Consider the following 14,868-nt stretch of genomic DNA (forward strand, 5'->3'; position numbering starts at 1 on the left):
CTAGACCCTCCATTGGTTTGGCGAATAGATAATATAATAAAATGTGAATATGCGCTATCGGCGGAATTCAATAGTGTTCCTCTTAAATATCACAAAAAGAGGATGCCTATATGAGTCTGCATGAAAATTGTAGTCCGCAGGAATGGTCGGTTCGCTGCGATCTCGCGGCGCTATTCCGCCTTCTAGCCTATTATCGAATGACGGATCTCGTTGATTCCCACGCCTCCGCATGTATTCCTGGAGAGTCCGGGTACTTCCTTATAAACAAGTATGGCGTGCCGTTCGAGAAAATGAGCGCAAGCGACCTTGTGAAGGTTGACCTGGATGGCGTTCCTGTAAATCAAGGGGAAACGGATGGGCCAATGAATATTGCCGGGGCCGTGATCCATTCTTCTATTCACCGCGCTAGACCGGATATGAAGTGCGTGATTCACACTCACACTGCCGCAGGCATCGCCGTCTCGACGCTTGAGGAAGGGCTTCCGCCATTGTCTCAGCATGCAATGAAGTTTTACGGGAAGCTGAAGTATCACACTTATGGGTCTTTTATTGACACCAAGCTAGAAGAGAAAGCAATGATTCAAAGTCTTGGTGATGCCAATGCGATGCTGCTGCATAACCATGGAATCATTGTCGGCGGTCGCACTATTGGCGAAGCATTTCACAGTGTCTATATGTTGGAGCGGGCCTGCCAGATTCATTTGCAAATTAGAAGCACTGATCAGAGTGTCGTCATTCCTGATCCTGAGATGTGCAGAAAGACCTGCGAAACATTTGCGGCCGATTTTGAGTGTGGAATCGTGGAGTTGGCGTGGCAGAGAGCGCTCAAGATAATTTCATCGCAAAAAGATTCGTACTGCCGCTGAACTGGTTGGTTAATTACAAGAATTTGCTGCGCGAAACTAAAGTTGTCGCGGCAACCTAGATGCGTGCCTTGTGAATGGTAATAAGATAATGAAAAAGCAAGCCCTTGCAGTTGGATTTGGATATTTGGTGCTTTTTGGTGGGTGGGCTGGAATTGCCGTTTCTGAGGAGCGGGTGCCTCTTAAAATAGGTATGGAAATCACCTATCCGCCATTCGAGTCCTATGACGAGAATAATAATATTGTGGGTTCTGATCCTGAGCTTGCAAGGTCAATTGCCAAGGCTTTGGGTCGATCTGTCGAGTTCGTTGATACGAAGTTCCTGAACTTGATAAATGGGCTTAATTCGAACAAGTACGACGCTATTATTTCTGGGATGTATATAACTGAAGAAAGAAGGCTTCGCGCTCTGATCATTCCCTATGCCATGACAGGGTCGGCAATATTGGTGGCGCGAGGTAGCGAGTTTCAACCGCAGACACCAGAAGAATTGTGCGGTAAGAAAGTTGGTTTGGAGCAGGGGAATTCCTGGCTGCCTAAACTGCAAAAGCTTTCTCAGAACTATTGCCTTCCTAACCACAAGCCCGCCGTCACACTTAGTGAGTACCCCTCTGCCCCAGAGGCAACTCAAGCATTGCTGTCTGGTCATGTGGAAGCTCAAGTAGAAATAGCAGGTGCCGCTCATATGATTTCTGAGCGGACAAGAGGACGGGTGGTAATAAGTTCAAAGGATCTGATTTCTCCAGAGGTGCTAGGGATTTTTGTAAAGAAAGGGAACGATTCGACGTACTCGGAGATATCCAAGGCATTAGCGCAAAGCAGGGCGAGCGGGGAGTATTACGAGATTCTAAAGAAATATAGCCTTGAACCAATTTCAGAATAATAAGTACATAGCGCTACGCTGATTGTGGCTGGCGCTATTGAGAGGCAGATATGTCGTTCGATTGGAATTATTTCGCGTCCCTGTTTACCCTCGACCTGTTCTGGATGGCTTGCTTGCAAGTCATAAAGCTCAGTGCCGCAGCCTGGGTTTTGGGTGGGCTACTAGGATTCTTGCTGGCCATGGCAAAGCTATCCAGTTCGCCGCTACTTAGAAGCCCTGCATCAGTCTATATCTGGTTCTTTCGCAGTGTTCCGTTATTGGTGTTGATCGTGTTTGTCTATAACCTCCCGCAGTTGTTCCCGGCGTCTGGAGGTGTGCTTTCTAATCCATTTTGGTCAGCCCTTATCGCGCTCGTTGTAACTGAAGCAGCCTATATGGCTGAGATCCATCGAGGGGGATTGATTTCCGTAGCCAAGGGGCAACGAGAGGCTGGAAAGGCATTGGCTATCGGCACAGTGGGGGCCCAATGGCTTATCGTAATTCCACAGGCCATTCGCATATCGCTTCCTACGCTGATCAACGAGTATGTCACGATCGTCAAGCTGACATCCCTTGCCTCAGTCATCTCCCTCACGGAGATTCTCACTGTTGGGCAGCGCCTATATGCACAGAACTTCCTGGTTATGGAAACTCTCGCTGCCGTGGGTGTGTATTACGTTTTGATCGTAACGGTCTTTGGGTTTTTCCTGGAGCGATTCGAATTGTCTCTTGATTTGAGTCGGCGTAAACCCCAAACCCTGGATGCAGCTCAGACGCACGCATTGAGGAGTCAGGTTGCTGGATATAAAAAACGCCTCCAGCCACGCTCTATTAGTAGTGAGCCTGTTTTGCAGTTGCTTGGGATTCATAAAAGTTATGGCAGTCATGAGGTCCTTAAGGGCGTCGATTTGGAGATCAAGAGGGGAGAGGTTGTTTCTATAATTGGCCCGTCTGGATCAGGAAAAACCTCCCTTATCAGAACCATAAACGGGCTGGAGGATATCAATCAGGGAAGCATTAGGCTTTTTGGTCAAGATTTCATTGAAAGTGGCGCTTTGGCGGAGAGTAAGACGCGAGCCTTCCGGCAACGTGTAAAACATATTGGCATGGTGTTTCAAGGGTTCAACTTGTTTCCGCATCGTACTCTTGCTGAAAATATTACGCTCGCGCCCCGATATCATGGGGGTTGCAAAAGTGAGAGTCGGCTATATGCCTATGCACTTTTAGATCGAGTAGGGCTTCTTGCGCATTCATGCAAGTACCCACATCAGCTATCAGGTGGTCAACAGCAGCGAGTCGCGATTGCACGTGCACTCGCCATGTCTCCGGATATCATGTTGTTTGATGAGCCTACCTCCGCATTAGACCCTGAACTGGTTGGGGAGGTGCTGGAGGTGATCAAGGGGTTGGCGGACGAGGGCATGACGCTAATCATTGTGACCCATGAAATGGAGTTCGCAATGTCCATTTCGGATAGGGTTGTGTTTATGGAAAATGGAATTGTTCAGTTTGATGCGTCGCCCAAGGAAATTCGTGAGGCGGCTTCGGCTGAAAGAGTCAGGCGGTTCATTGGGTTGCCAGAGCCGGATCTGGAGAAAAAGCTACTCAATATTGGTTAGTTTGAGCTTGCGCTTTTCCACATAATAAATGCCGGAAAGATAAATGCGGCTTCGTCCGCATTTATTTAAGCGCTTGGCTTGAAAATTAGCCGCACACACATGAACACGTCGCACGCCCCGGAGCATGATTACTTTTTGGCGCGTTTGAAGAGCATGCTCGGCGCTAGTTACACCGGATCATCGGTCGTTGCGATGGTTTTCACCCGGCGTGTTAAGATTCGGCGCGCGTTTACAGGGGAAAAGCAATGACGGTTCACAACAGCGCCGCTGACAGAAAGATAGTACTGGACACCGAAACCACCGGTATGCCAGTCACCGATGGCCACCGCGTCATCGAGATCGGTTGCGTCGAGATGGAAGGCCGACGCCTTACGGGGCGTCATTTCCACGTATACCTGCAACCTGACCGTGAGGTGGACGAAGGCGCCATCGCGGTCCACGGCATCACCAACGAGTTCCTGGTGGGCAAGCCGCGCTTCAAGGATGTCGCCGACGAGTTCTTCGAGTTCATCAAGGGCGCCGAGCTGATCATCCATAACGCGGCGTTCGACATCGGCTTCCTCAACAACGAGTTTGCCCTGCTGGGGCAGTCGGATCGCAGCGATGTCAGCGAGTACTGCGCGGTACTCGACACCCTGATGATGGCCCGCGAGCGCCACCCGGGGCAGCGCAACAGCCTGGACGCCCTGTGCAAGCGCTACGACGTCGACAACTCCAACCGCGAACTGCACGGCGCGTTGCTCGACGCCGAGATTCTTGCCGACGTCTTCCTGGCGATGACCGGTGGCCAGACCAACCTGTCCCTTGCCGGCGAAGGTGGCGATGGCAGTGGTGGTCGGGCCCAGGCGACACCGATCCGTCGCCTGCCGGCCGATCGCGCACCCAGCCGGGTAATCCGCGCCAGTGAGGAAGAGTTGGCCGCCCACGCCTCGCGCCTGGCCGCCATCGAGAAATCCGCCGGGGCGCCTGCCCTCTGGGTGCAGATGGACGCTCCGCCAGCTTCCTGATTGCGACCTTTACGTACAGCCAGTGGAAACGGGGTACCGCCCCCGTGGTCGAGCTTCTACCCTGAGGGCATAGGCGGGCAGGCCCGCCCCTCAGGGAGCCACAATGTATAAAGAGCTCAAGTTCCCCGTCCTCATCGTCCATCGCGACATCAAGGCCGATACCGTTGCCGGCGACCGGGTCCGCGCCATTGCCCGCGAGCTGGAGCAGGAAGGCTTCACCATCCTCCCTACTGCAAGCTCCGCTGAAGGCCGCATCGTCGCCTCTACCCACCACGGACTCGCCTGCATCCTGGTTGCCGCTGAAGGGGCCGGTGAAAACCAGCGCCTGCTTCAGGACATGGTGGAATTGATCCGCGTTGCCCGGGTTCGTGCACCGCAGTTGCCGATCTTTGCCTTGGGCGAACAGGTGACCATCGAGAACGCACCCGCCGAGGCGATGGCCGACCTCAATCAGTTGCGCGGTCTGCTGTATCTCTACGAAGACACCGTGCCTTTCCTCGCCCGCCAGGTGGCCCGGGCCGCGCGCAACTACCTGGAAGGGCTGTTGCCGCCATTCTTCCGGGCGTTGGTGGAGCACACCGCGCAATCCAACTATTCCTGGCACACGCCGGGCCACGGCGGTGGCGTGGCTTACCGCAAGAGCCCGGTGGGGCAGGCATTCCACCAGTTCTTCGGTGAAAACACGCTGCGCTCGGACCTCTCGGTATCGGTACCGGAACTGGGCTCGTTGCTGGACCACACCGGTCCGCTGGCCGAAGCCGAGGCCAGGGCGGCACAGAACTTCGGTGCTGACCACACCTTCTTCGTGATCAACGGCACCTCGACGGCGAACAAGATCGTCTGGCATTCCATGGTCGGTCGCGACGACCTGGTGCTGGTGGACCGCAACTGCCACAAGTCGATCGTCCACTCCATTATCATGACCGGCGCCATCCCGCTGTATCTGACGCCGGAGCGCAACGAACTGGGCATCATCGGGCCGATCCCGCTCCGCGAGTTCAGTCGGGAGTCGATCAAGGCCAAGATCGACGCCAGCCCGCTCGCCAAGGGGCGCGAGCCGAAGGTCAAGCTGGCGGTGGTGACCAACTCCACGTACGACGGACTCTGCTACAACGCGGAGATGATCAAGCAGGCGCTCGGCGATTCGGTGGAAGTCCTGCACTTCGACGAGGCCTGGTACGCCTATGCCGCCTTCCACGAGTTCTACGCCGGCCGCTACGGCATGTGCACCGGCCGCGAGGAACGCTCGCCACTGGTGTTCACCACTCACTCCACCCACAAGTTGCTGGCTGCCTTCAGCCAGGCGTCGATGATCCACGTGCAGGATGGCGGCGCTCGCCGTCTCGACCGGCACCGCTTCAACGAAGCGTTCATGATGCACATCTCCACCTCGCCTCAGTACGGCATCATCGCCTCGCTCGATGTGGCCTCGGCGATGATGGAAGGGCCCGCCGGACATTCGCTGATCCAGGAAACCTTCGACGAAGCACTGCGTTTCCGCCGTGCCCTGGCCAATGTGTGGCAGACCCTGGCGGCGGACGACTGGTGGTTCGATATCTGGGAGCCGCCCCTGGTGGAAGGGACCGACGTCGTCAGCACCACGGACTGGTTGCTGCGCCCGGATGCGGACTGGCACGGTTTTGGCGACGTGGCCGACGATTACGTGTTGCTCGATCCGATCAAGGTCACTCTGGTGACGCCGGGCCTGACTGCGGACGGCAAGCTGGGGGAGCAGGGCATTCCCGCGGCGGTGGTCAGCAAGTTCCTCTGGGAAAGGGGACTGGTCGTGGAGAAGACCGGCCTCTATTCATTCCTGGTGCTGTTCTCCATGGGCATCACCAAGGGCAAGTGGAGCACGTTGCTCACCGAGCTGCTGGAGTTCAAGCGCGGCTACGACGCCAATCAGCCGCTGGCCGACGCGTTGCCCTCGATCGCCAGTGGCCATGGGGCGCGCTATACCGGCATGGGTCTGCGCGATCTCTGTGACGCGCTGCATGCCTGCTACCGCAACAGCGCCACGCCGAAGGCGCTGAGACGCATGTACACCAAACTTCCGGAACTGGCGATGAAGCCGGCTGATGCCTACGACAAGCTGGTGCGCGGCGAAGTGGAGCCAGTGCCCCTGGACAAGCTGCAAGGGCGCATCGCCGCCGTGATGCTGGTGCCCTATCCGCCGGGCATTCCGTTGATCATGCCGGGTGAGCGCTTCACCGCGGAAACCCGCGCGATCATCGACTACCTGGAGTTCGCCCGGACCTTCGACGTCAGCTTCCCGGGCTTCGATATCGACGTCCATGGGCTCAACTGTCAGGAAAGTCCTACAGGTCGCTGCTATACAGTGGACTGCATAAAGGAATAAATCGGCTTGCGGGGGAACGCGATGGCGACTGGGGAAGGGGCGAAGCCTCGCGGAAAAATGGGGTTCTGGACCTGCACCGCATTGGTGGTGGGCAACATGATCGGCTCGGGCGTGTTCCTGCTGCCCTCGAGCCTGGCCGCTTACGGTGGCCTCAGCCTGTTCGGCTGGCTGATCTCCAGTACCGGAGCGGTGATCCTGGCACTGACCTTCGCCCGCCTGGCCAGGCTCAACCCCTCGGCCGGTGGGCCTTACGCCTACACACGCGATGGTTTTGGCAGCTTTGCCGGTTACCTCTGCGCCTGGACGTACTGGAAGGCGGCCTGGATTGGCAACGCGGCCATCTCCGTGACCCTGGTGGGTTATCTGCAGGTGTTCATCCCGGCACTGCGCGATCCGGTCCTGATGGTGGCCACCGCGATTGGCGCGATCTGGCTCTGCACCCTGGTCAACCTGCGTGGTATTGGTGCTTTTGGTCTGGCGCAGAACATCCTCACCGCGCTCAAGCTCATCCCGCTGGTCCTGGTGGGGATACTCGGCTGGTTTTCCTTCCATCCCGAATACCTGCGCATTCCCGAGGTCAGCGAGCTTCCGCCGGGCGTTGGCGGATACGCCAATGCCATCGCCACCACGGCGGCACTGACGCTCTGGTCGTTCATCGGATTGGAGTCGGCGACCGTGCCGGCGGACGATGTCGACAACCCCAAACGCACCATTCCCCGTGCCACGGTATTCGGCACCCTGGTGGCAGCCGGGGTCTACATCCTCTCCATCACCGCTGTACAGGGCGTGCTACCGCCGGAAATGCTGATGCGTTCCACGGCACCTTTCGCCGATGCCGCGCGGGTACTGATGGGGGAGTGGGGTTATCACCTGGTGGCTGGCGGCGCGGTGATCGCCTGCCTGGGCGCATTGAATGGCTGGGTCTTGCTGCAGGGCCAGATTCCCATGGCCACCGCGCGCGATGGCCTGCTGCCTGAATCTCTGGCGCAGACCAACAAGTACGGCGTGCCCGCCCATGGCCTGCTGGTTTCCGGTGTGTTGGTCACCGCGCTGGTGCTGGTGGATGGCCAGGGCGACCTGGTGGACGTGTTCAACGTCATCATCCTGCTCGGCACCATGACGGGCGTCGTGCCATACGCCTTCTGCACCGCCGCGCTGCTGCAGCAGCTGGCGGTGAAGCCCGGCGATTTCTCCGAGCGCGAGCGTAACCGGCTGGTGGCCATCGGTGTGTTGGGCTTCGTCTACTCCATCTGGGCACTCTATGGCACCGGCCAACAGGCCATCTTCTGGGGCTTCCTCGTGCTGATGGCCGGCATCCCCCTCTACACCTGGCGCCAGTGGCGCAATCGGGTTCAGGCCGACGCGGCCGTCAGAGCCAATGGCTGACGGCCCACCAGCCAAGTGTTCCCATTACGATGGTGTAGGGCAGGGCCATCCACACCATGCGGCCGTAGGACAAACGCACCAGCGGCGCAACGGATGAGGTGAGCAGGAAGAGGAAGGCCGCCTGCCCGTTGGGCGTGGCGACACTGGGCAGGTTGGTGCCGGTGTTGATGGCCACCGCCAGGGTGTCGAAATGCTCGCGGGTCATGTTTCCCGCTTCCAGCGCGTTCTTCACTTCAGTGATGTAGATCGTGGCGACGAAGACGTTGTCGCTGATGGCCGAGAGCAGTCCGTTGGCGATGAACAGCATGCCCGGCTGCTGATCCACCGGCAGCGCCAGTACCGCGTGGATGATCGGGGTGAACAGATGTTGCTGCTGGATCACCGCCACCACCGCGAAGAAGGCCACCAGCAGGGCGGTGAAGGGCAGGGCGTCCTGGAATGCGCGGCCGATCTGGTGCTCGTCGGTAATGCCGCTGAAGCTGGTGATCAGCACGATCACCATCAGGCCAATCAGACCCACTTCCGCCACATGCAGCGCCAGGCAGAGAATCAGGATCAGCGCCGCCACGCCCTGGACGATCAGCGCCAAGCGCTGGTTCTGGGTGCGCCGGGCGCTCTCTTCATGGGCGTAATCGGCCAGCACTTTCCGCACGCTGTCCGGCAATTGGGCGCCGTAGCCGAACCAGCGCAGTTTCTCCAATAACACGCAGGTCAACAGCCCAGCAGCCAGTACCGGCATCGACACCGGCGCTACGTGCAGGAAGAAGTCCTTGAAGTGCCACCCGGCTTCGTGGCCGATCAGCAGGTTCTGCGGTTCACCCACCAGGGTGCAGACGCCACCCAGCGCGGTGCCCACAGCGGCGTGCATCAGCAGGCTGCGGAGGAAGGCGCGGAAGGTCTCCAGGTCCTCGCGGCTGGAACTGGCGACTTCGTGGTCGGAGTCGAGGCTGTGTTCATCGCCGGCGCCGCGGCCGGAGGCCACGCGGTGGTAGACGCCATAGAAGCCGAGGGCAACGCTGATGATCACCGCTGTTACCGTCAGCGCGTCGAGGAAGGCCGAGAGGAAGGCCGACAGCAGGCAGAACATCAGGGCCAGCAGTGTCTTGCTGCGCACGCCGAGCAGCAGGCGGGAGAACAGCAGGAGCAGCAGATCTTTCATGAAGTAGATACCCGCCACCATGAACATCAGCAGCAGGATCACCGGGAAGTTGTGCTGGAGCTCCTGGTAAATCGCGTCGGGGGTCGCCAGGCCGAGCAGTATCGCCTCCAGCACCAGGAGTCCGCCCGGCAGCAAGGGATAGCACTTGAGCGCCATGCCCAGGGCGAAGATGAACTCGCCCACCAGCAACCACGAGCACACCACCGGACCGAGGAGCCATAGCACTACCGGGTTCAGCACGAGGAACCCGAGGATCGTCAGTTTGTACCAGAGCGGGGAGTTGCCGAGGAAGTTGCGGCCGAGTGCGGCAGCGGGTGAGGCGGGCATCGAGGTGGTCCTTGAAGGTATGGGCATGATTGGGCGCGGGAAAATGGCATCCCGGCCTCTGTAGATCAAGCATTTAAGCCGGCTTTTCCATGTGCGGTGGCAATTGCATGGCGTGGCCTGCGTCACAGTGGTCAGCATCGACTTTTACTTCGTGCTTGTTATAGTTGCCGGGCTTCCTGAATGACACTTTTTCTGTGGCGCACGCCGAGGACTGACCCGTGCCTGATTACAAAGCCTTCCGCGTAGAGTTGGCAGAGAAGATCGCCCATGTGCAGATCAATCGTCCGGAAAAGATCAACGCGATGAATGCCGATTTCTGGAAAGAGATCGTCGATATCTTCCGTGAGATCGAGGACAACGATGAAGTTCGGGTTGTGGTGCTATCCGGTGCGGGCAAGCATTTCTCCTCCGGCATCGACCTGATGATGCTGGCCTCGGTCGGCGCTCAGTTGGGCCCGGATGCCGGTCGCAACGCGCGTGCCCTGCGCCGCAAGATTCTCGAACTGCAAGCTTCGTTCAACGCGGTCGACAACTGCAGCAAACCGGTGATCGCAGCTATCCAGGGCTATTGCCTCGGCGGCGCCATCGACCTCATCTCGGCTTGTGACATGCGCTATTCGACCGCCGATGCGCAGTTCTCCATCAAGGAAATCGACATCGGCATGGCGGCTGACGTCGGTACCCTGCAGCGCCTGCCGCGCATCATCGGCGACGGCATGATGCGCGAACTGGCCTACACCGGCCGCACCATCGATGGTGAAGAAGCGCTGCGCCTCGGACTGGTCAACCGCACCTACGCCGATCAGGATGCCCTGCTCGATGGCGTGTTCGGCATCGCCCATCAGATCGCCGCCAAATCCCCCATCGCTGTGCGCGGCACCAAGGAAATGATCCGCTATATGCGCGACCACCGGGTCGACGACGGCCTCGAATACGTCGCTACCTGGAATGCGGCCATGCTGCAATCGGCCGATCTTCGCGTCGCCATGGCAGCCCACATGAGCAAGCAGAAGCCAGAGTTCGCTGACTGATGCGATTCCGCACACTCGCGCGGGAGGCGCATTAAGGCATGGTCACTGGAGTCACTTCGCTGGGGCTGGTGCGCGACGAACTGTTCGCCACCATGGAGCAGGCGGAACAGAGTCTTGAACACTTCATTGCCGAGCGCCAGAACGGCAGCCTCCTGCAGCAGGCCGTGGAGGCCATGCATCAGGTACGTGGAACGCTCAACCTGATCGAGCTGACTGGCGCCGAACTGCTGGCCCAGGAGCTGCTGGACCAGGCCACGGACATTCCCACGGGGGCGGGCGAGGAGCGTGACGTCCAGTTGGCCGCGCTAAGCAATGCGCTGCACGTCCTGCGTCGCTATCTGGAAAATCTCGACCTGCATCGCCAGGAAATGCCGGAGCTGTTGCTACCCGCCATCAACGACCTGCGCCAGGCCGGTGGGCAGCCGCCACTGCCAGAGAGCTACTTCTTCAGCGTCCGCCTGGATCAGGCGCGGCGCATCGCGGTGCAAGCCCGCTTACCGGAAGGCACCGATCCCGATGCCCTGGCCCGGCGTTTCCGTCAGGCGTACCAGCAGGGATTGCTCGGCTTCCTGCGCGGGCACAACGTGCCAAACGCCCTGCGCACGATGGAGCGCGCCCTTGGCGGCCTCGAGCGCCTGTACGGCGATCAGCCGCGCGGTCGACTCTGCTGGATCGGCGCGGCGGCAATCGAGTCGCAGCTGGCCGGCCAATTGCTGGCGCGCAAGTCGCGCAAACAGCTGTTCTCGCGTGTGGACCGTGAGCTCAAGTCGCTGTTGGCCAACGCCGCCTACGAGGCGCCGCGCAACCTGCAGAAGGAACTGCTTTACCTGGTTGCGCTGGCTGACAGCCAGGCTCCCCGTTCCCATGAGCTGCGCGAAGTCTTCGGCATGACCGCGCTGCCCTTCACCGACCAGCTGCTGGAGCAGGAATACCAGCGCCTGTCCGGCCCCGGCCAGGCGGTGATGCGTTCGCTGTCCTCGGCGATCTTCGAAGAGCTGAACAGCGTCAAGGACATGATCGACCTGATCGAACGCGGCACTGCGCCGGGTGAATCCTTCGGGAACCTGCACGTCCTGCTTGGCAAGCTGGCCAAGACACTGGTCATGGTCGGTCTGAACTCCCCCGGCAATGCTTTGCAGGTACAACTGCCGATGGTGGCGGCCTGGGGTGCGGAACAACCGGTCGAATCCGCTGAACTGCTCAAGCTCGCCGATGCGGTGCTCTATGTGGAAAGCATGGTGGCCGGTCTCGACAGTGGCGAGCGCCGCGGTGTGCGTCAGGTCGTCGAGCCGGGACACGAGGCGGAGTCCTTCGCCAATCATCAACTGGCTGAAGCGCGCATCGTGGTGCTGGATGAAGCCCAGGGCGGTCTTGCCCTGGCCAAGCGCGCGATCACGGCGTACCTGGAATCCAATGGCGACAAACTGCACCTGGCCAACGTGCCGGTAAGCCTGCAGGCCGTGCGCGGCGGGCTGTGGTTCCTCGGTCAGGAGCGCGCCGCCGCCCTGGTCGCTGCCTGCGGCGAGTACATCCAGCAGCAGATGCTGGAAACCTCCCTGATGCCTTCGGAGCAGATGCTGGAGACCCTGGCCGATGCGTTGACCAGCCTCGAGTACTACCTCGAAGGCGGCGCCGGCATGCGTCGCGGCTTCCAGACCGATGTACTCGACCTGGCCGCCAACAGCGTGCGCGCCCTCGGCTTGCCGGTGGCGGCCTGATATGGCGGGCGAACGTTGGCAGTCGGGATTGCTGGATGCTTCCGTCCCCGGTGGTTGGGCGGTGGCGCACTGCCGGCAGCAGTTTCTCACCGACAGCAATGGCGTGCTCTTTCCCCGTGAGTGGCTGAAGCGCCAGGAATTGCCGGTGCTGGCCGAACACGGCATCGGTCACTTCGACGGTGACCCCATCTACCTGCTGGAGTTGGCTCATCCGGCCGACGTGGCGGGCTGCTTCTGGCAGGGTCTGCGCCAGGTGATGCTGCAGGGCGACCCGGATACCTTCCGCATGCTCGGTTACGCCAGCCAGATCGGTACCTGGGCGGACCAGAACCGCTATTGCGGCAGCTGCGGCCAACGCATGGAGCAGGTAGCGGGTGAGCGTGCGATGCGTTGCCCGAGCTGCGAAGTCCACCACTACCCGCGGCTGTCGCCGAGCATGATCGTGTTGGTCAGTCGGGGCGATGAGTTGTTGCTGGCGCGTTCGCCGCGCTTCGTCAGTGGCGTCTACAGCACGCTGGCGGGCTTCGTCGAGCCCGGCGAGTCCGTGGAAGAGTGCGTGGCTCGCGAGGTGCGGGAAGAGGTGGGTGTCGAGATCGGCAACATCCAGTACATCGCCAGCCAGAACTGGCCATTCCCGCATTCGCTGATGCTCGGCTTCCACGCCGAATACCGCAGTGGTGAGATCGTGCCGCAACCCGGCGAGATCGAAGATGCCCGCTGGTTCCCCGTGGATGCGCTGCCGCCATTGCCGGCGCAGCGCTCCATCGCGCGTTACCTCATCGATCTGTACGTGGCGCGTCGCCTCGGCTTAGCCGATCCAGTGTTGCCACACTAGGCGCGCGGTCAGCGCCAACACCACCAGAATGAATACCGGGCGGATGAACTTGGCACCGCCCTTGATGGCGGTGCGCGCGCCGAGGAAGGCGCCGATCATCAGCGCCACGCCCATGCTGATGCCCAGGGCCCAGACCACCTGGCCGGCGGCGATGAATACCACCAGGGCCATGGCATTGCTGACGAAGTTCATGCTGCGGGCGACACCGCTGGCGCGTACCAGATCCAGCGGATAGAGCAGCAGGCTGCTAACGGTCCAGAAGGCGCCGGTGCCGGGACCGGCCACGCCGTCGTAGAAGCCGAGGCCGAGCCCTTGCGGCCATTGGCGGCCACGGGGAATCGCTGCGTCCTGGCTATGTTCGGCATCCGGGGTCTTGCCAAACAGCAGGTACAGGCCACATCCAAAGACCACCACCGGCAGCATCTGGTTGAGCCATGCGGCGGGTAGCCAGTGGACGATCACCGCGCCCAGTGCCGCGCCGATGGCGGTGGCGATCAGCGCGTTGCGCCACTTCGACGGGTCGAACAGCTTGCGCCTGTAGAAGGTGTAACTGGCGGTGGCGGAGCCGAAGGTGGCGCAGAGTTTGTTCGTGCCCAGCACCAGGTGGGGCGGCAGGCCGGCAGTGAGCAGGGCAGGGATGGTCAGGAGGCCGCCACCGCCGGCGATGGCGTCGATGAATCCGGCAAGAAAGGCAACGGCGGCGAGAATCGCCAGGGTGGCGGGATCGACCGCCAGCTCGAAGGGGATTGGCATGGAAAACGAGGTCCGTGTCTACAACTGCCGCGTGGCTTGTGGCTGCGGCTTGGGGAGTTGCGCATAATGCCGGCATTTTCACGCATAAGGAATGGGCTCCATGCAGTATGACGGCCTGGCCTGGGCAACCGCCCTGCTGGCAGTGTTGGTCGCGGTTGTCGCCGGACGCATCCTGCTCGACCGCAGCTGGTTTCTCGGCTGGCTTCGCGGCACCTGCGGTCTCGCTTTTCTGGCGCTGGCGCTGCTGGTCGCGCTGGTGGCCCGGGACCTGTGGAGCTATAGCACGCTTCCCGAGGACAAGCCGCTGGTGACCCTGAACTTCAAAGCCATGGGGCCGCAGAGCTATCAGGTCACCTTGCTGGAGGGCGCAACCGAGCGTGAGTTGCTGCTGGACGGCGACCTCTGGCAACTGGACGCGCGCCTGTTCAAGTGGAAGGGGCTTGGCAATCTGCTGGGGCTGGAGCCGGGCTATCGCCTGGAGCGGTTGTCCGGTCGCTTTCTGGCCATTGAGCAGCAAGCCCTGGCCCAGCATCCGCGTGCCCAGTTGGCGAGCAGCCCGTATGGCGTCGATCTCTGGCGCTGGCTGCGCCTGGCCCAGCGCGACTTCTTCCTGTTCGTGCCGGAAGCGCATCGGGTGACCTACCTGCCGATGGCCGACGGTGCGGTGTATTCCGTGAGCCTGTCGCCCACCGGCCTGCTGGCCCAGCCGCTGAACCCGGTGGCCAAGGAAGCGTTGAAGGACTGGCGTTGATTGCCACATTTGTAGGTTCGGCCATGCGCCAGCCCGGTAGGGTGGATGGCGCTTTTTCATCCACCAGCGGCGCTATGCCGGGCCTCGAATGGTGGACCGGTGGAGCGTGGTCCATCCTACGGCTCTATTCGCGAGCAAGCTCGCTCCTACAAGTTCGGCCATGCGCTAGCCCTGTAGGGTGGATGGCGCTTTTTTCAT

The 14,868-nt window shown here is 60.3% G+C and carries 12 protein-coding genes; 10 read left to right on the forward strand and 2 right to left on the reverse strand.

Features of this window, described 5'->3' with window-relative positions; translation table 11 throughout:
• Positions 1 to 110 precede the first annotated feature (110 nt).
• From DM872_RS26205 to DM872_RS26230, 6 genes are all read left to right on the forward strand, one after another.
• Entirely contained in the window at positions 111 to 866 is a 756-nt protein-coding gene (locus tag DM872_RS26205; protein ID WP_179062136.1) for a class II aldolase/adducin family protein, read from the forward strand.
• 88 nt (positions 867 to 954) lie between these two features.
• Positions 955 to 1,746 carry an ABC transporter substrate-binding protein gene (locus DM872_RS26210; protein ID WP_179062137.1) on the forward strand — a complete coding sequence of 264 codons (792 nt, stop codon included), beginning with the start codon at positions 955 to 957 and terminating at the stop codon, positions 1,744 to 1,746.
• A gap of 50 nt (positions 1,747 to 1,796) precedes the next feature.
• On the forward strand, positions 1,797 to 3,344 hold the full coding sequence (locus DM872_RS26215) for an amino acid ABC transporter permease/ATP-binding protein (protein ID WP_179062138.1): 1,548 nt from the start codon (positions 1,797 to 1,799) through the stop codon (positions 3,342 to 3,344).
• 245 nt (positions 3,345 to 3,589) lie between these two features.
• Positions 3,590 to 4,351, forward strand: a complete 762-nt coding sequence (gene dnaQ / locus DM872_RS26220; RefSeq protein WP_179062139.1) for a DNA polymerase III subunit epsilon — start codon at positions 3,590 to 3,592, stop codon at positions 4,349 to 4,351.
• A 103-nt stretch (positions 4,352 to 4,454) separates the two neighbouring features.
• Positions 4,455 to 6,710 (forward strand): Orn/Lys/Arg decarboxylase N-terminal domain-containing protein, encoded by a 2,256-nt coding sequence (locus DM872_RS26225; RefSeq protein WP_179062140.1) that lies wholly within the window; start codon positions 4,455 to 4,457, stop codon positions 6,708 to 6,710.
• Between the two features lie 21 nt (positions 6,711 to 6,731).
• Entirely contained in the window at positions 6,732 to 8,096 is a 1,365-nt protein-coding gene (locus DM872_RS26230; RefSeq protein ID WP_179062141.1) for an amino acid permease, read from the forward strand.
• Here the strand turns inward: DM872_RS26230 and nhaB are convergent.
• Positions 8,080 to 9,582 carry a sodium/proton antiporter NhaB gene (gene nhaB / locus DM872_RS26235; protein ID WP_179062142.1) on the reverse strand — a complete coding sequence of 501 codons (1,503 nt, stop codon included), beginning with the start codon at positions 9,580 to 9,582 and terminating at the stop codon, positions 8,080 to 8,082. The genes DM872_RS26230 and nhaB overlap by 17 nt on opposite strands.
• A 218-nt stretch (positions 9,583 to 9,800) precedes the next feature.
• On the opposite strand from nhaB, the gene DM872_RS26240 reads away from it, so the two are divergent.
• From DM872_RS26240 to nudC, 3 genes are read left to right on the forward strand one after another with little or no spacing between them, the layout of a single operon-like run.
• The gene (locus tag DM872_RS26240) at positions 9,801 to 10,613 is read left to right on the forward strand and encodes a crotonase/enoyl-CoA hydratase family protein (RefSeq protein WP_179062143.1); all 813 of its coding nucleotides are present in this window, start codon (positions 9,801 to 9,803) and stop codon (positions 10,611 to 10,613) included.
• 38 nt (positions 10,614 to 10,651) lie between these two features.
• Positions 10,652 to 12,331, forward strand: coding sequence for a ferrous iron transporter B (locus DM872_RS26245; protein ID WP_179062144.1), 1,680 nt, complete (start codon positions 10,652 to 10,654; stop codon positions 12,329 to 12,331).
• A gap of 1 nt (position 12,332) precedes the next feature.
• On the forward strand, positions 12,333 to 13,166 hold the full coding sequence (gene nudC / locus DM872_RS26250; RefSeq protein ID WP_179062145.1) for an NAD(+) diphosphatase: 834 nt from the start codon (positions 12,333 to 12,335) through the stop codon (positions 13,164 to 13,166).
• On the opposite strand, the gene DM872_RS26255 is transcribed toward nudC, so the two are convergent.
• Positions 13,140 to 13,913 carry a TSUP family transporter gene (locus tag DM872_RS26255; RefSeq protein WP_179062200.1) on the reverse strand — a complete coding sequence of 258 codons (774 nt, stop codon included), beginning with the start codon at positions 13,911 to 13,913 and terminating at the stop codon, positions 13,140 to 13,142. The two genes, nudC and DM872_RS26255, sit on opposite strands and share 27 nt — an antisense overlap.
• A 106-nt stretch (positions 13,914 to 14,019) precedes the next feature.
• On the opposite strand from DM872_RS26255, the gene DM872_RS26260 reads away from it, so the two are divergent.
• Positions 14,020 to 14,670 (forward strand): hypothetical protein, encoded by a 651-nt coding sequence (locus DM872_RS26260; protein WP_179062146.1) that lies wholly within the window; start codon positions 14,020 to 14,022, stop codon positions 14,668 to 14,670.
• Positions 14,671 to 14,868: the final 198 nt, after the last annotated feature.

The sequence above is a fragment of the Pseudomonas taiwanensis genome, assembly GCF_013393345.1.
Taxonomy (GTDB): Bacteria; Pseudomonadota; Gammaproteobacteria; order Pseudomonadales; family Pseudomonadaceae; genus Metapseudomonas; species Metapseudomonas resinovorans_C.